Annotated in this window: 10 protein-coding genes and 3 pseudogenes; 6 read left to right on the top strand and 7 right to left on the bottom strand. The window is 66.5% G+C overall.

Features of this window, described 5'->3' with window-relative positions; all coding sequences use genetic code 11:
* The 3 genes from CA606_RS04525 to CA606_RS04535 all read left to right on the top strand — a co-directional run bounded on the left by CA606_RS04525 (position 1) and on the right by CA606_RS04535 (position 2,663).
* A complete protein-coding gene (locus CA606_RS04525) occupies positions 1-1,206 on the top strand; it encodes an ABC transporter permease (protein WP_096052202.1) in 1,206 nt (401 codons plus the stop codon).
* The gene (locus tag CA606_RS04530; RefSeq protein WP_096052201.1) at positions 1,203-1,907 is read left to right on the top strand and encodes an ABC transporter ATP-binding protein; all 705 of its coding nucleotides are present in this window, start codon (positions 1,203-1,205) and stop codon (positions 1,905-1,907) included. The genes CA606_RS04525 and CA606_RS04530 overlap by 4 nt, the downstream gene beginning before the upstream one ends.
* Before the next feature lie 327 nt (positions 1,908-2,234).
* Positions 2,235-2,663, top strand: a complete 429-nt coding sequence (locus CA606_RS04535) for a MucR family transcriptional regulator (protein ID WP_096053870.1) — start codon at positions 2,235-2,237, stop codon at positions 2,661-2,663.
* A gap of 156 nt (positions 2,664-2,819) precedes the next feature.
* Here the strand turns inward: CA606_RS04535 and CA606_RS04540 are convergent, their stop codons facing one another.
* From CA606_RS04540 to CA606_RS04550, 3 genes are all read right to left on the bottom strand, one after another.
* Positions 2,820-4,631 carry an ATP-binding protein gene (locus CA606_RS04540; protein ID WP_096052200.1) on the bottom strand — a complete coding sequence of 604 codons (1,812 nt, stop codon included), beginning with the start codon at positions 4,629-4,631 and terminating at the stop codon, positions 2,820-2,822.
* 73 nt (positions 4,632-4,704) lie between these two features.
* Positions 4,705-5,256, bottom strand: coding sequence for a GNAT family N-acetyltransferase (locus tag CA606_RS04545; protein ID WP_096052199.1), 552 nt, complete (start codon positions 5,254-5,256; stop codon positions 4,705-4,707).
* Between the two features lie 128 nt (positions 5,257-5,384).
* On the bottom strand, positions 5,385-7,577 hold the full coding sequence (locus CA606_RS04550; protein WP_096052198.1) for a S9 family peptidase: 2,193 nt from the start codon (positions 7,575-7,577) through the stop codon (positions 5,385-5,387).
* Between the two features lie 71 nt (positions 7,578-7,648).
* Here CA606_RS04550 and CA606_RS04555 point away from each other — a divergent pair.
* Both CA606_RS04555 and CA606_RS04560 read left to right on the top strand, forming a co-directional pair.
* Positions 7,649-8,559: pseudogene (locus CA606_RS04555) on the top strand (trypsin-like serine peptidase).
* Positions 8,560-8,624: 65 nt separating this feature from the next.
* A pseudogene (locus tag CA606_RS04560) lies at positions 8,625-8,821 on the top strand (CsbD family protein).
* Positions 8,822-8,864: 43 nt separating this feature from the next.
* Here the strand turns inward: CA606_RS04560 and CA606_RS04565 are convergent.
* Positions 8,865-10,303: pseudogene (locus tag CA606_RS04565) on the bottom strand (aminotransferase class V-fold PLP-dependent enzyme).
* Positions 10,304-10,391: 88 nt separating this feature from the next.
* On the opposite strand from CA606_RS04565, the gene CA606_RS04570 reads away from it, so the two are divergent.
* Positions 10,392-12,293 carry a CocE/NonD family hydrolase gene (locus CA606_RS04570; protein ID WP_096052197.1) on the top strand — a complete coding sequence of 634 codons (1,902 nt, stop codon included), beginning with the start codon at positions 10,392-10,394 and terminating at the stop codon, positions 12,291-12,293.
* A gap of 23 nt (positions 12,294-12,316) precedes the next feature.
* Here the strand turns inward: CA606_RS04570 and CA606_RS04575 are convergent, their stop codons facing one another.
* The 3 genes from CA606_RS04575 to CA606_RS04585 all read right to left on the bottom strand — a co-directional run bounded on the left by CA606_RS04575 (position 12,317) and on the right by CA606_RS04585 (position 14,373).
* The gene (locus CA606_RS04575; protein WP_096052196.1) at positions 12,317-12,787 is read right to left on the bottom strand and encodes an OsmC family protein; all 471 of its coding nucleotides are present in this window, start codon (positions 12,785-12,787) and stop codon (positions 12,317-12,319) included.
* Between the two features lie 61 nt (positions 12,788-12,848).
* Positions 12,849-13,295, bottom strand: a complete 447-nt coding sequence (locus CA606_RS04580) for a MaoC family dehydratase (RefSeq protein WP_010918826.1) — start codon at positions 13,293-13,295, stop codon at positions 12,849-12,851.
* A 64-nt stretch (positions 13,296-13,359) separates the two neighbouring features.
* The gene (locus tag CA606_RS04585; RefSeq protein ID WP_096052195.1) at positions 13,360-14,373 is read right to left on the bottom strand and encodes a nucleotidyltransferase family protein; all 1,014 of its coding nucleotides are present in this window, start codon (positions 14,371-14,373) and stop codon (positions 13,360-13,362) included.
* Positions 14,374-14,433: the final 60 nt, after the last annotated feature.

Consider the following 14,433-nt stretch of genomic DNA (forward strand, 5'->3'; position numbering starts at 1 on the left):
GTGTTCGCGTTCAAGGTCGCCCGGCGCTACCTGTTATCCAACCCCTCGCAGACCCTGCTGCTGATCGCGGGGGTCGCCCTGGGGGTGACGGTCTTCATCTTCATCACCGCCCTGATCGCGGGTCTGGCCGTGCGGCTGACCGATCAGGTGACCGGCAACAGCGCCCATGTCAGCCTGCAGCCGGCCACGCGCGTGGCCCGGGTGCTGGCGGGGCCGGACCTGCCGGTCGAGTCGGTGGCCCTGGTCTCGACCTTCCAGCGCCAGCAGATCCGCGACTGGCCGATGGTGGTCGACCTTCTGCGCGCCAATCCCGAGGTGTCGGCGATCAGCCCGCAGATTTCCGGCAGCGCCTTCCTGGTCAAGAGCGAGGCGGTCGCGCCGGTGGCGGTGCTGGGCGTGGAGCCCCAGGGGATCGACGCCATTTCCCGCATCACGCCCAACATCATCGAGGGCGACGGCGATCTCGGCGCCAACGGTCTGTTGATCGGGGTCCGCATGGCCGAGGAATTGGGCCTGGGCGCGGGGCAGTCGGTCCTGCTGCGCACCGAGCGCGGCGTGGAGCGGCAGCTGACCGTCCGGGGCGTGTTCCGCACCGGGCTGCAAAGTCTGGATGAACGCGTCGCCTTCCTGTCGCTGCAGACCGCAAGGCCGCTGTTCGACCTGCCCGAGGGCGTGACCAATATCGAGGTCAAGCTGAAGGATCCCCAGGACGCCCGCGCCACGGCCCGCTTTCTGGGCGAGGCGACGGGTCTGCGCGCCACGCCGTGGCAGGAGAAGAATGTCGGCCTTGAGGACGCCCTGAAGGCGCAAGGGCAGACCGGCACGATGATCCAGATCTTCTCGCTGATCTCGATCATCATCGGCGTGGCCAGCGCGCTTGTGCTGTCGGCCTACCGGCGGCGCAGTGAGGTCGGGATCATGCGGGCGTTCGGCGTGCCCGGCGGTTTCATTCTCTGGGTCTTCCTGTTGCAGGGGCTTCTGATCGGTCTGGTCGGAGCCTTGATCGGCTGCGCGTCGGGCTATGGCCTGTGCGTCTGGCTTGAGAGCATCACCCGGCCCGACGGCACATCCATCCTGCCCATCGCCCCCCGCCAGGGCGGCTATGCGGCCGCGCTGGTGCTCACCACCCTGGGCGCGGTGATCGCCTCCATCCTGCCCGCGCGCTCGGCCTCGAAGATCGATCCGCTGGAGGCCATTCAGCAATGACCAACGTGATCGAAGCGCGGGGGATCGAGAAGGTCTTCCATAACGGCGATGAGGAAACCCGCGTCCTGAAAGGCATCGACCTGACGCTGGGCCAGGGTGAGCTGGCGGCCATGGTCGGGGCGTCCGGATCGGGCAAGTCGACCCTGTTGTCGATCATCGGCCTGCTGCTGCGTCCCACCGCCGGAACCCTGAGCATCAGCGGCGAGCGGGTCGATGACCTGTCCGAGCGGAGGCGCGCGCGCTTCCGTAATCAGCGCCTGGGCTTTGTCTTCCAGTTCCACCATCTGCTGCCCGACTTCACGGCGATGGAGAACGTCGCCTTTCCGGCCGCCGCGCCGGGCGGGGGCATCTCGCGGGCGATGCGCACGCGGGCGCGCGATCTTCTGGCGCGCGTGGGTCTGGAAGACCGGATCGACTTTCCCGCCGCGCGGCTCTCGGGCGGGCAGAAGCAGCGCGTCGCCATCGCGCGCGCCCTGATGAACCGGCCCGACCTGATCATCGCCGACGAACCGACCGGGAACCTGGATCGGGAATCGGCGGATCGCGTTCTGGACCTGATGCGCCAGGTCAATCGGGAGGAGGGCGCGACCTTCCTGATCTGCACGCATGATGACGGTGTCGCAGCGCGATGTGGCCGTCGCCTGACCTTGAGTGACGGCCGGCTGACGTCGAACATCCGCGATCCTGGCGGCTTTTCCTGAGTCGTCTGTCGCTTGGGGGCGGCTTGCGTCGTTGTGATCTCAAGCGCGGCGAGGCTGCGACGTATTCATCGAATAGCGTTATGTAGCCTCAAGTCCAGTTCGCGGCTGCGAGATAGAGGCGCACCCGACGGGGTTGAGGCTGTTGTAGCGCTCGTGATCGCCGGGTGTTCATCGCTTTATTTGCCTGGAATTTCGCCATGTCGTTGGCGATAAACCTGCCGGAATTGTTACAACAATTCACGAACCAAGTTTGATTTCAGTTTCAAACTACTTGTTTTTCTGGGGCCAGCGTGTAATTCCGGATACAAGGGGAATGGAGTTGTGATCGTGGAAGATAAAGCTACCCTAATCGAACTTACCGCTGAAATCGTGGCCAACTATGTGGCCAATAATTCTACACCTGTGTCGGACCTTCCGGCGTTGATCCGGGCGACGCACGACGCGCTGGCCGGTATCGGCGCTCCGCCGGCGCCGTCGGTGGAGGTGGTGACCAAGGCTACGCCGGCCCAGATCCGCAAGAGCATCACGCCCGAGGCGCTGATCAGCTTCGAGGACGGCAAGCCCTACAAGACGCTGAAGCGCCACCTGACCACCCACGGCATGACCGTGGCTGAATACAAGGCCAAGTGGGGCCTGCCCAACGACTATCCGACGACCGCGCCCGCCTACAGCGAAGCGCGCTCGCAGATGGCCAAGGCCCTGGGCCTGGGCCAGGGTGGCCGCAAGGGCAAGGCGCCGCGCGGCCGCAAGGGCTGATCACGAAAGCCCTTTCCGACCTGATCGAAATCATCGGCTCGGATCGAAAACGGAAAAGGGGACGCGGCGGCGTCCCCTTTTTTGTGTCCGCTCGCAGCAGCCCCGCTCGCCGCGCGCGCGGCCCGCGCGAAATCCTGATCGAATCGAAAGAGGACGTCAGGCCGCGCCGCGCGTATCCAGCGGCGTCTCGTCCGAACCGGCGAAGGCCTGGCTCAGGGCGGCGATCAGGGTCTGGACCTCCACCGGCTTGGGCACCACGTCATCCATGCCGGCGTGGACGTAGCGCGAGCGCTCGTGCGTCAGGACGCTGGCCGTGACCGCGATGATCGGCGTGCGCGATCGACCCTCCAGGTGCTCGCTCGCGCGGATGGTCTGGCAGGCCTCCAGGCCGTCCATCTCGGGCATGTGGATATCCATCAGGATCGCGTCCCAATGTTCGCGACGCCACATCGCCACCGCCTCGCGGCCATCCACGGCGGATTGGGCCTGGACGCCCAGGTGACTGAGCAAGGTCAGCAGCACCAGGCGGTTGGTCTGATTGTCGTCGGCCACCAGGATGCGCGGCGGGGCGTCGAACCTTGTCTGCACGGCCGCGCCTTCGAGCGCGGCGGGGGTGGTTGACGGCGCGGCCGCGCGCGCCATCGGAACCTGCAGGGTGAAACAGGCGCCGCCTTCGGCCGGGGCGGAGAACTTGATGTCGCCGCCCATCAGTTCGGCCAGGGCCTTGCAGATCGCCAGCCCAAGGCCCGATCCGCCCACGCGACGCGTCGTCGAACTGTCGAGCTGGGCGAACTTGACGAACAACCGATCGCGCAAGGCTTCCGGGATCCCGACGCCGGTGTCCACGACGCGGGCGATGATGTTGTCGTCGTCACCGTCGACGGTGACATGCACCGCGCCGGTGTCGGTGAACTTGATCGCATTGGCGATCAGGTTGGAAAGCACCTGGCGCAGACGTTCGACATCGCCCAGTCGCCAACTGGCGGCGGCCGGCGTGACCTGCAGGACAAAGTCCAGGCCCTTTTCCCGGGCCAGCCCGCCATACAGCTGCCGAAGCGTATCCATCTGGGCGGAAAGGTCGAAGGGGGCCGCGATGATTTCCATCTTGCCGTCTTCGATCCGCGAGACGTCCAGGATGGTGTTGATCAGGCCCAAGAGCGACCGGCCCGAGGCGCTGATCGTCTCAAGGCGTTGGCGCTGGTCCGGCGCCAGCGGGCCCGAGCCCATGATCTGCGCCATGCCCAGCACGCCGTTCAGCGGCGTTCGGATCTCGTGGCTCATGGTGGCCAGGAATTCGGTCTTGGCGCGATTGGCGGTCTCGGCGGCCACGGCCAGGGACTGGGCTTCGGTGCGCAGGCGGCGGTTTTCGCTCAGCTCGCGCTCCAGCTCGTCGTTCAGGGCCTGGCTGGCCAGTCGCGCGCGCACCTCGCGACTGACCGCGCCGCGCATCAGGCTCGACATGCCGATCGCCGTGAAGGCGCCGGCCAAGCCCATGAACAGGTACTGATTGACCGTATCGCCGGGGGCGCGGCTGGCCATGACCGCCAGGCTGGCGAGCGCGCCGGCCACGCTGATATTGGCCACGCGCCGGCTGGGCGCCGAGGTGGCGAACACCAGGGCCAGCAGCACGAAGTAGACCAGCTTCTGGGGTTCCAGATGGAACAGATGGTAGGCCGTCACGTGGCTCAGGAAGAGCGCGTTCATCCCCAGAACCAGCCATTCTAGCGCGACGCCGACGGTCCGACCGCGACGCACCACCAGCCAGGCGCAGAAGGCGTGCAACGCGGTCGCGGCGGTCAGCCCCTCCAGCACCACCAACGCCAAACCGGTTTCATAGAAGGGGTGAGCGACAGCGATCAGGAAGTTGTAGGCCGCTGCGGCGATCAGATAGCCGGCCGCAATGGGCCCATAGGCCTGGGTCAGCGCGGTCTTGAAAAGCCGCGGATCCTGCGTGCCAGAAGGCGCCAACCCCAAGTCCCAATCGTCCGTTACGCGAACACCGTACGCTCAGACGAGTTAAGGGCTGATTTGACAGCGCTGGCTAGACGCCGCTCAGGCTCATCCCAGGCGTGTCCGGGGGGGTGTTTCCCCCGCCATTCAGGGGGCGCTGCATCCAGACAAGGTCCACCCAGCGGCCGAACTTGTGGCCCATATCCGGGAAAACGCCTTTCTTTTCAAAGCCAAGGGCGGCGTGCAGGCCGATGGAGGCGGTGTTGCCGCTGTCGCCGATGACTGCGCACATTTGTCGCACCCCCAAATCCTCGCAGGCGGTGATCAGGGCCGACAGCAGGGCCTTGCCGACCCCCGCGCCGACCGCCTCGGGCGAGACATAGACGCTGTCCTCGACGGTGTAGCGATAGGCCGCGCGCAGCCGGAACGGACCGGCGTAGCAATAGCCCACGACCTTGCCGTGCAGCTCGGCGACCAGATAGGGCAGGCCGCGCTCGAGGAAGCCCTGCCGCCGGCGCGCCATCTCGGCCGCGTCGGGCGGGATCTCCTCGAAGGTGCCCAGACCGTTCAGCACGTTCCAGCCGTAGATGGCCGTGATGGCCGGGATGTCGGCGTCGGTGGAGGGGCGGATCATGACGGTCATCTAAAATCCTCTCCCCGTGGGAGAGGTGGCCCGCAGGGCCGGAGAGGGCAGCGATTCCGGCCCAACTTCCCCCTCCGTCCGCACTGCGGACACCTCCCCCGCTGGGGGGAGGATTTCGAACGTCACGCTCACGCCTTCGTCCAGCCCTTCTCGACGGCCCAGACCGCGAAGGCGTAGTCCAGCGCGATCTCCTTGAGGAAATCAAAGCGGCCCGAGGCGCCGCCGTGACCGGCCTCCATGTTGATCTTCAGCAGCACCGGATTGCCGCTGGTGGTCGCGGGCCGCAGCTTGGCGACCCACTTCTGCGGCTCCCAGTAGGTGACGCGCGGATCGGACAGGCCCCCGGTGGCCAGGACCGCCGGATAGGGCTTGGCCCCGATATTGTCGTACGGCGAATAGCTGGCGATGTAGTCGTAGGCTTCCTTGTCCTCCAGCGGATTGCCCCATTCGGGCCACTCCGGCGGGGTCAGGGGCAGGGTGGTGTCGCTCATGGTGTTGACCACGTCGACGAACGGCACCGCGGCGATGATGCCGGTGAAGAGGTCGGGCCGCATGTTGGTGATCGCGCCCATCAGGAGGCCGCCGGCCGAGCCGCCATAGGCCACGGTGTTGGCGGGCTTGCCATAGCCGGCCGCGTGCAGGTGCTCGGCGCAGGCGATGAAGTCGGTGAAGGTGTTCTTCTTCTTGAACTTCTTGCCGTCCAGGAACCAGCTCCAGCCCTTTTCCGAGCCGCCGCGCGGGCAGGCCGTGGCCCAGATCCAGCCGCGATCCACCAGGCTGAAGTTACGGATCGAGAAGTTCGGCTCCATCGAGATGCCGTAGCTGCCATAGCCGTACAGCAGCAGCGGGGCCGAGCCGTCCAGCTTGGTGCCCTTCTTCATCAGCACGAAGATCGGCACCTCGGCGCCGTCGGCGGCCTTGGCGTTCAGGCGACGGGTCTCGTACTTCGACGGATCGTGACCCGACGGGATTTCCTGCGTCTTGCGCAGGGTCCGCTGGCGGCTCTTCATGTCGTAGTCGAACCACTGCCGGGGCGTGGTCATCGAGTTGTAGACGAAGCGCACCGTGTCGGTGTCGTACTCATAGCCGCCTTCCAGCGACAGGGCGTAGGCGGCCTCGTCGAAGGCGATGGCGTGCTCGGCGCCGTCCTTGGCGGTGACGACGACGCGGTTGAGGGCGTCGACCTTCTCCAGGCGTACGAACCACGCTTTGAAGGCCATGGTGCCGGAGATCAGGCGGCCGCTCTTGTGGGCGACCCAGTCCTTCCAGTTGGCCTTGCCGGTGGCCGACTCCGGCGCGGTGACCAGCTTCCAGTCGACGGCGCCGTCGGCGTTGGTGCGGATCACCCAGTGATCGTTCCAGTGCTCGACCTCGTAGCGCAGCCCCACCTCGCGGGGGTGGAACACCATGGGCTTGGCGGTCGGATCGGCGGCCGGGATCAGCAGCGCTTCGCTGGTCTCCTGGTTGCCGCACGAGATGACGACGTACTTCTCGGAGCTGGAGACGCCGACGCCGATGAAGAAGCCTTCGTCCGGCTCATCATAGATCAGCACGTCGTCCTTGGCCGCGCCCTTGATCGGGCGGCGATAGATCTTGGCCGGACGGCCATTGTCGTCCCGGAACGTCCAGAACAGCCACTGGCCGTCGGGCGAGAAGCAGAAGTCGCCCGTGGTGCTTTCCACCGGCTCGCCCAGCACCGCGCCGGTCGCCAGGTCCTTGACCAGGATGCGGTAGACCTCCGAGCCCTGCTCGTCGACGGCGAAGGCGTAGAGCTTGTGATCGGGCGAGTGGGTGGCGGCGCCGACCTGGTAGAAGGCCTTGCCCTTGGATTCCTTTTCCTCGTCCAGCAGCACCTCTTCGGCGCCGCCGCTCACCGGCTTGCGGGCGTGGATCGGATGCTGCGCGCCCTTGTCGTAGCGGGTGTAATATTCGAACGGACCGTCCTTGGCCGGGACGCTGGCGTCGTCCTGCTTGATGCGGCCCTTCATCTCCTCGAACATCGCCGCCTGCAGCGCCTCGGTGGGGGCCAGCATGGCCTTGGTGTAGGCGTTCTCTTCGGTCAGGTGTTCCTTGACGTCGGCCTTGATCAGGCTGGGATCGCGCAGGACTTTCTGCCAGTTGTCGTCCTTCATCCAGGCGTAGTCGTCGGTCCGCGTGCGGCCCAGCTGGGTGATGGTCTTCGGAATCTTCTTGGCCACCGGCGGCTTAGGGCGGGCGGCGTTGTCGGCGGTCATGGGGGATCCGAAAGCTGTTCCAGACAAGAGCGTGGAGGAGGAGGTAAGCGCAGCGGCGGCTCCCGTCATCATCTGACGTCGATCCATGAGAAAAATCCCCCGTAACCCTGAATAACGCGGACATGCGGCGCAACGACAGCTTGCGGCGCGAATGAGCAGTGGTCAAACTCGCTCAAGCGTTGGGCTAGTACGCCTGTAGCGTGTCGCAGGGAGGGGGCGTCATGGCGGTGGACCTCTCCGTCGACCTGATCAAGGCCACGGTCCAGCTGGAGCAACCGCTGGCGAACGGATCGCGCACCGTCGGCACCGGCTTTCTGATCGCCGACGCCGCGCCGGACGGCAAGCCGCGCGTCATCCTCATCACCGCCGCCCATGTCTTCGAGCAGATGCCGTCGATGACGGCGCGTATCGGCTACCGCGTGCAGGGCTCCGACAGCGTCTGGCGCTATGATCCCGAGGCCCTGAAGATCCGCGAGGGGGATCATCCGCTCTGGGTGAAGCATCCGACCCGCGATGTCGCGGCCATGGTGGTCGAGGCGCCCGAGGAGTTTGTCCGCGCGGCCATCCCGCTGAACTACCTGGCCAAGGACGACACCTTCAGCGCCTTCAATCTGGGCCCTGGCGACGAGATGATGGCGCTGGGCTTTCCACGAGGGCTTTCGGCCAATCCGGCGGGCTTCCCGATCCTGCGGTCTGGGCGGGTGGCCTCCTATCCGCTCACCCCGTCGACCGACTTCCCGACCTTTCTGCTGGACTTCGCGGTGTTCCCGGGAAACTCGGGCGGACCGGTGTTCATGGCGCAGGCCGCCCGCCGCCGCCCTGGCGCGAACGATAGTCAGGACGTCCAGTTCATCGCCGGCGTCCTGACCCAGCAGGTCGAGCTTTCGGGCGAGCGGCTGGAGATCGGCATCGTCACCCACGCCAAGTTCATCCGCGAGACCTTGGCGATGATCGACCAGACGCCCGGACCGCCCGCGACCCCAGAGCAGACGTCCCAGCCTCCGGCGCCCGCGCCTGGCGCGATTGCCGCCGTCTCCAAGCCCCCACGCCGACCGCCGCCAACCGCTGATGGAACCCCAGAGGGGCCGCTCCCGTTTCTTCCGCGACGCAGACAGCAACGCAGAGGAACCAGCCATGAGCACCAATCGCATTGAAGGCGCTATCGACAAGGGCATGGGCGCGGCCAAGGAAGCCGTCGGCAAGGCGACCGGCAACGAGAAGCTGCAAGCCGAGGGCGCGGTTCAGAAGGCCAAGGGCGACGTCCAGAACAAGGTCGGCCAGGTCCAGGACAAGATCGGCGACGCGATCAAGCGCTGAACGCCAAGCTATGACGGATACAGCGGCCGCCGGAGTCATCCGGCGGCCGTTTCATGTTTACAGCAGCATCGCGTGCTCGGCCCGCAAGGCCTTGGCCAGGGCGTCGACATCGGCCGGCGTGCTGAAGAATCCCGGGGTGACCCGGATCACGGGGCCGTTGCGCACCCCGCCGCGCCAGATCGTGTGGATGCGGTGGGCGTCGAACAGGCGCTTCTGCACCCGGCGCGCCGCCTCGTCCGTCGTCATGCCTTTCAGGCGGAAGCTGGTGATCGCGCAATAGCGGGCCGGATCGTCGGGAACGCAGATCTCGACGTTCGCAACCTCGCTCACAGCATGGACCCAGCGATCGCGCAGGCCCCGCATATGCCGCTCCTTGGCCGCGCCGCCGACCGCGAAATGGAAGTCGACCGCCGTGGGGATCGTCATGACGGCGGCGAAGTTCACCGTGCCCGAGGGGATGCGGGCGTTGATGTCGGCCTCCGAAAAGCTCCGATTGCCGAAAGCGACGTCGATATCGGCCATGCGGCTCTTGCGGACATACATCGCGCCCGTGCCGAGCGGCGCTGAGGTCCACTTGTGCACCGACCAGCCGACGAAATCGGCGCCAAGATCCTCCAGCTGGAAATCCAGGCAGGCCACGCCGTGGGCGGCGTCGACGATGGTGTCCACACCGCGCGCGCGGGCCATGGCCACGATCTCGCGCACCGGCGTGACGAGGCCGGTCTTGTTGGACACCTGCGTGACCAGCAGCAGCTTGGCCTCTGGCGTCCGCTTCAGAACATCCTCGTAGGCCGCTAGGATGTTGGCGGTGGTCGCGGGCTCGGGCATGGCGAACTCGACGACCTTGGCGCCCTTGTGCGTCCCCAGCCAGCGCATGGCGGCGATCATGGTGTCGTAGTCGAGATCGCAGCAGATCACGCCGTCGCCGGCCTTCAGCGGCTTGTAGTTGGTGATCAGCATCTGCAGGGCGTCGGCGCCGCTGCGGGCGATGGCGATCTCGTCGGCGCCGCAGCCGACCAGCCGGGCGATCGCGGCCTGCGCCGCGCGGAAGGCGCCGGTCCAGCCCTCGCCGCCCGGCATGACATTGCGGGCCCAGATGGCGTTGGCGCGGTTCACCATCGCGGTGTTCTCCGCAAAGGCCTGCGCCACCACGCGGGGCATCATGCTCCAATAGCCGGCCTCGAGGTTGTGGTAGCCGGGCTCGACGTCGAACTGCCGGTGCAGATCGGCGACGGGGATCGAGTTCGGGGTCAGGGCGGGGGCGCTGGTCGCGCTGGCGCGCGCGCCGCCGGCGAGAAGGGCTGGCGCGCCAAGGGTCGCGACGGAGAGCAGATGGCGGCGGCTGGGCGCGAGGGGCATCGGGATTCTCTGATTGGCCTGTTGCGGCGGGGAGCAGCCCATGAACCGCCAAGCCGCGCAAGACGATCTGGCTGCGGACGAGAAGGCTGGGGGCTGGGAGGTCGGGTCTTGAGCAAGGACGGCGCGGCGGCGGGCAATCCCTGGCGCTCAGGCGCGATGTCGAAAAGTGGCTTGAGCGTCGGCGGTCAGTTTGATTGGTGGACGGGGGTAGGAGAGGGAACAGAAATGCATAGTTCTATGAAGGTTTGTGCGGCCGTCATGGTCTTGGCGATCGCGTCGCCAAGTTTGGCGCAGGACTATTCGCAGTTTTCGGACGCTGCGATCGAGCGGGAGCTGGCTCAAAAGGCCGACGTCACGATGTTCGAGATGGTGCCGATGCGCGACGGTGTGCGGCTGGCCACCAACGTCTATCGGCCCAAGGGCGCCAAGGGGCCTCTGCCGACCATCCTGATCAAGACGCCGTATAACGAGCTGACCTACAAGGTGGGCAGCAGCCGCAGCGCGCTGGAGGCGATCAAGCGCGGCTACGCCCTGGTGCTGCAGAACGAGCGCGGCCGCTTCTATTCCGAAGGGGATTGGGAGATCCTGGGCAAGCCCCAGACCGACGGCTACGACACCCTTTCCTGGATCGCCAAGCAGTCCTGGTCGAACGGCAAGGTCGGCACGCGCGGCTGCTCGTCCTCGGCCGAATGGCAGCTGGCCCTGGCGGCCCAGAACCACCCCGCCCACGCGGCCATGGTCCCGCAGGCCTCGGGCGCCGGCATCGGCAAGGTCGGCGAGTTCGAAGAGCAGGGCAACTGGTACACCGGCGGCGTGCCGCGCAACCTGTTCTTCGTCTGGCTGTACGGCGTCGATAACCCGCTGAACCCGCAGCCGCCCAAGGGCCTGGACCAGCCGACCATCGCGCGTCTGGCCAAGTACAACGACCTGGCGCCGAACAAGCCCGCCGTCGACTGGCCCAAGCAGATCCGTCACCTGCCGGTGGCCGACATGCTGAAGAACCTGGGCGAGCCGACCGGCACGTTCGAAGAGCTGATCAACCGCAAGGGCCCGGCCGATCCGGCCTGGCGCAAGGGCGGCCTCTATCACGACGACGCAGGCTGGGGCGTCCCGGCCCTTTGGTTCAATTCCTGGTACGACGTGTCGATCGGGCCGAACATGGCCCTGTTCAACCACGCCCGGACGGTGAACTCCGACAAGGAGGCCAGCGCCAACCAGTACGTGGTGGTCACGCCCTCGAACCACTGCGGCTTCAATTCGCGGGTTCTCAGCGGGCCCTACAAGTCGGGCGACCGGGCTTTGGGCTCGATCGACTTCGACGCCGAGAAGGAGGTCTACGCCTTCTTCGACCGCTGGCTGAAGGGGGATGCGACCGCGTTCTCGGCCTCGACGCCGCCGGTCCGCTACTACTCGATGGGCGCCAACGCCTGGCGTGAATCGGCCCAGTGGCCGCCGCAACAGGCCAAGACGGTGCGCTTCTATCTGCGCTCGGGCGGACGCGCCAACAGCCTGAACGGCGATGGCAAGTTGTCGACCGCCGCCCCGGCCGCCGGCGAAAAGGCCGACCGCTATGTCTATGATCCGGCCAATCCGGTGCAGACCATCGGCGGCGGCGACTGCTGCAATGGCGGCCTAGTGATCGCCGGCGCCTTCGACCAGCGCCCGATCGAGGCGCGCGACGACGTGCTGGTCTACACCAGCGAGCCGCTGACCGAGGCCATGGAGGTCTCCGGCTTCGTACGACCGGTGCTGCATGTCTCGTCGGACGCCAAGGACACCGACTTTGCGGTCAAGCTGGTCGACGTGGCCCCGGACGGCACGGCCTACATCCTCGGCGACACCATCATGCGGGCCCGCTATCGCGACGGCTACGACAAGCCCAAGATGCTAACGGCCGGCGCGGTCAGCGTCGTGAAGCCCACGCCGATCACGACCAGCAACACCTTCCTGCCGGGCCATCGGATCCGGATCGAGATCACCTCGTCGAACTTCCCCAAGTTTGTCCGCAACCTGAACACGGGCGGCGACAACGAGAAGGAGACCAAGTTCGTGGTGGCCCGCAACGCGATCCATCACGCGGCGGGTCAGGAGTCCTACATCGAACTGCCGGTGGTCCCGGCGAAGTAACGCCGCGCGAGGAGGTCTGGCCCTCAGGCCTCCTCGTAGGTCGCTGCGTAGTCGACCGGGAAGTTCACCGATCGGGCGATGAAGCAGACCTTGTGAATCTCATGGTGGATGGCGTCGGCCTTGGCGAGGTCGGCGCCGGCCTCCACCACGATGTGCGGCCGCAGGGTGGCGCGCAGGAACCGCCCCGCGCCGTCGGGCGTGCTTTCACCCACGCCCAGCGGGCTGTCGCGATAGCCGCGGACCACGATCCCGGCGCTGGACGCCAGGTGCAGATACCAGAGCATGTGACAGGCGCTTAAGGAGGACAGCAGCAGGTCCTCGGGATTGTGCAGGGTGGGATCGCCGCCCAGCAGCGGATCGTTCGAGCAGGCTATCGGCGGCTTGCCGGGTGTGGCGATCGTCCAGGTGCGGTCATAACCGCGATAGGTCCGCGTGCCCTCGCCCCGGTCGCCGGTCCATTCGATCAGGCTGGTGTAGTCGTGCTGCTTGGCCATCTCGCGCTCTCCAGACCGCCGAACGCTATCGCGATTCAGCAGCCTGGGAGCGGAGCGTTGATCAGCCGTAGATGATCGAGATGGTCTCGGCGACGCAGGCGGGACGTTCCTCGCCCTCGATCTCGATCGTGCACTCGTTCTTCATCTGCAGACCGCCGGCCTTGGGCTCGACGCTGAGCAGCTTCTGGCGCATCCGCACCTTCTTGCCGACGCGGACCATGCCCGTGAAGCGGACCTTGTCGCAGCCATAGTTGATGCCGCGGGTCACGCCGGTCACCCGCAGGATGCCAGCGCCCAGCATCGGGATCAGCGACAGGGTCAGATAGCCGTGGGCGATCGGCCCACCGATTTCCTGGGTGGCGCGTTCCACATCGACGTGGATCCACTGGTGGTCGCCGGTGGCTTCGGCGAACAGGTTGACGCGCTCCTGGGTGATCTCGACCCAGTCCGAGACACCCAGCTCCTGGCCCACCAGGCCGGCGATGTCGGCGTAGGCGACTTCCTTCATGTGATTTCTCCCTCGAACAGTTGTTTGGATTGGTCGCATGCGTCGCCCCGAAGGGCAAGTCGGCTCAAGGCTCCAAGGCGGCGCGCGCGGGTTCGGGCAGCTGTGATACGGCCTGGTCCAGCAGCTCACGCCAGGCCTCTCCGCGATCGCGCGCCTCGGCATAGGCCTCGCGCAGGGCGAAGGGGTCTTCCTGGGCGAGGGCGTGGATCAAGGTCTCGGCCTGCTCGAAATCCTTGCGCCGCTTGGGATTGGCCTGGCCACGCTTGCGCGAGATGATCAGCTTATGGACCGCGTAGCGTGCGGGCGCGGGGACACGCACCAGCACCCCGTCACCGTGGAGAACAGCGGCCTCCACCGTGTCGCGGAGCAGGAAATCGAGGAATCGAAGAGGCGTCGCGTCGGTGTTCAGGGCCTCCAGTCGCGAAGTCTCCTCGTCGCCGGGATGGCGGCTGGTCGTCAACACATCGACCGCATAGCCGTCAGGCGTGCGATAGGTCGTGCTCTTGCCGGGATCGAGTTTCGGCACGGCGCTGAAGGCGGGATCCGCGCCGCGCAAGATGTCGAGGAACGTCTGGTCCAGGCGATCGTCCAGCGCCACGGAGATTCCGTAGTCTTGGGCGATGTCGAGGTCGCCGGTCCGGACAGCCGTGGAAGGCAGGGTGAACCCCAGCAGGCCCCCGTAGGTCTGGAACGCCACCGTTCCGACCACAGCGGCTCTTAAGCGAAATGCGCCGGCTTGAGCCAGAACCTGCAGGACCCGTCCCGTGCGATTGTCGGGGGCGTGAAGGCCAGCGGCGCGAAGGACGCGGACCAGCATCCGCCGCCCTTCCGAGGCGCTTTTCACCTGCTTGGCTTGTTCGATCGTCTGCAGGAGTTCGGGCGTTTCAAGGCCGAGATAGCGCTCGCGCCGTTCGCCCTGGGATTGCGGCGATCGGACGTACCAATAGTAGCGCCCCTTGCGTTCACGGCGCAGGAAGCTCGCTCCGTCTCCGAACGCGGTGATCTGGGCGGCGCGAAGCTGGTCCAGCAGTTCGGCGACGTTCGTATGGATCGCCAGGGGAAGGCGTTGGAGAGCCATGTGATCCTCGTTGCCACCACTTTATGATTTGTGGTGGCAACTTCGGGAAAGATCAACGAG

This window comes from Caulobacter vibrioides, from assembly GCF_002310375.3.
In the GTDB taxonomy this organism is placed as follows: Bacteria; Pseudomonadota; Alphaproteobacteria; order Caulobacterales; family Caulobacteraceae; genus Caulobacter; species Caulobacter vibrioides_D.

Coding starts and splice junctions, on each gene's coding strand:
- CA606_RS04550 (WP_096052198.1), bottom strand. CDS start 7,577: ATGGATCGACGTCAGATGATGACGGGAGCCGCCGCTGCGCTTACCTCC.
- CA606_RS04575 (WP_096052196.1), bottom strand. CDS start 12,787: ATGGCCAAGCAGCACGACTACACCAGCCTGATCGAATGGACCGGCGAC.
- CA606_RS04570 (WP_096052197.1), top strand. CDS start 10,392: ATGCATAGTTCTATGAAGGTTTGTGCGGCCGTCATGGTCTTGGCGATC.
- CA606_RS04585 (WP_096052195.1), bottom strand. CDS start 14,373: ATGGCTCTCCAACGCCTTCCCCTGGCGATCCATACGAACGTCGCCGAA.
- CA606_RS04545 (WP_096052199.1), bottom strand. CDS start 5,256: ATGACCGTCATGATCCGCCCCTCCACCGACGCCGACATCCCGGCCATC.
- CA606_RS04580 (WP_010918826.1), bottom strand. CDS start 13,295: ATGAAGGAAGTCGCCTACGCCGACATCGCCGGCCTGGTGGGCCAGGAG.
- CA606_RS04530 (WP_096052201.1), top strand. CDS start 1,203: ATGACCAACGTGATCGAAGCGCGGGGGATCGAGAAGGTCTTCCATAAC.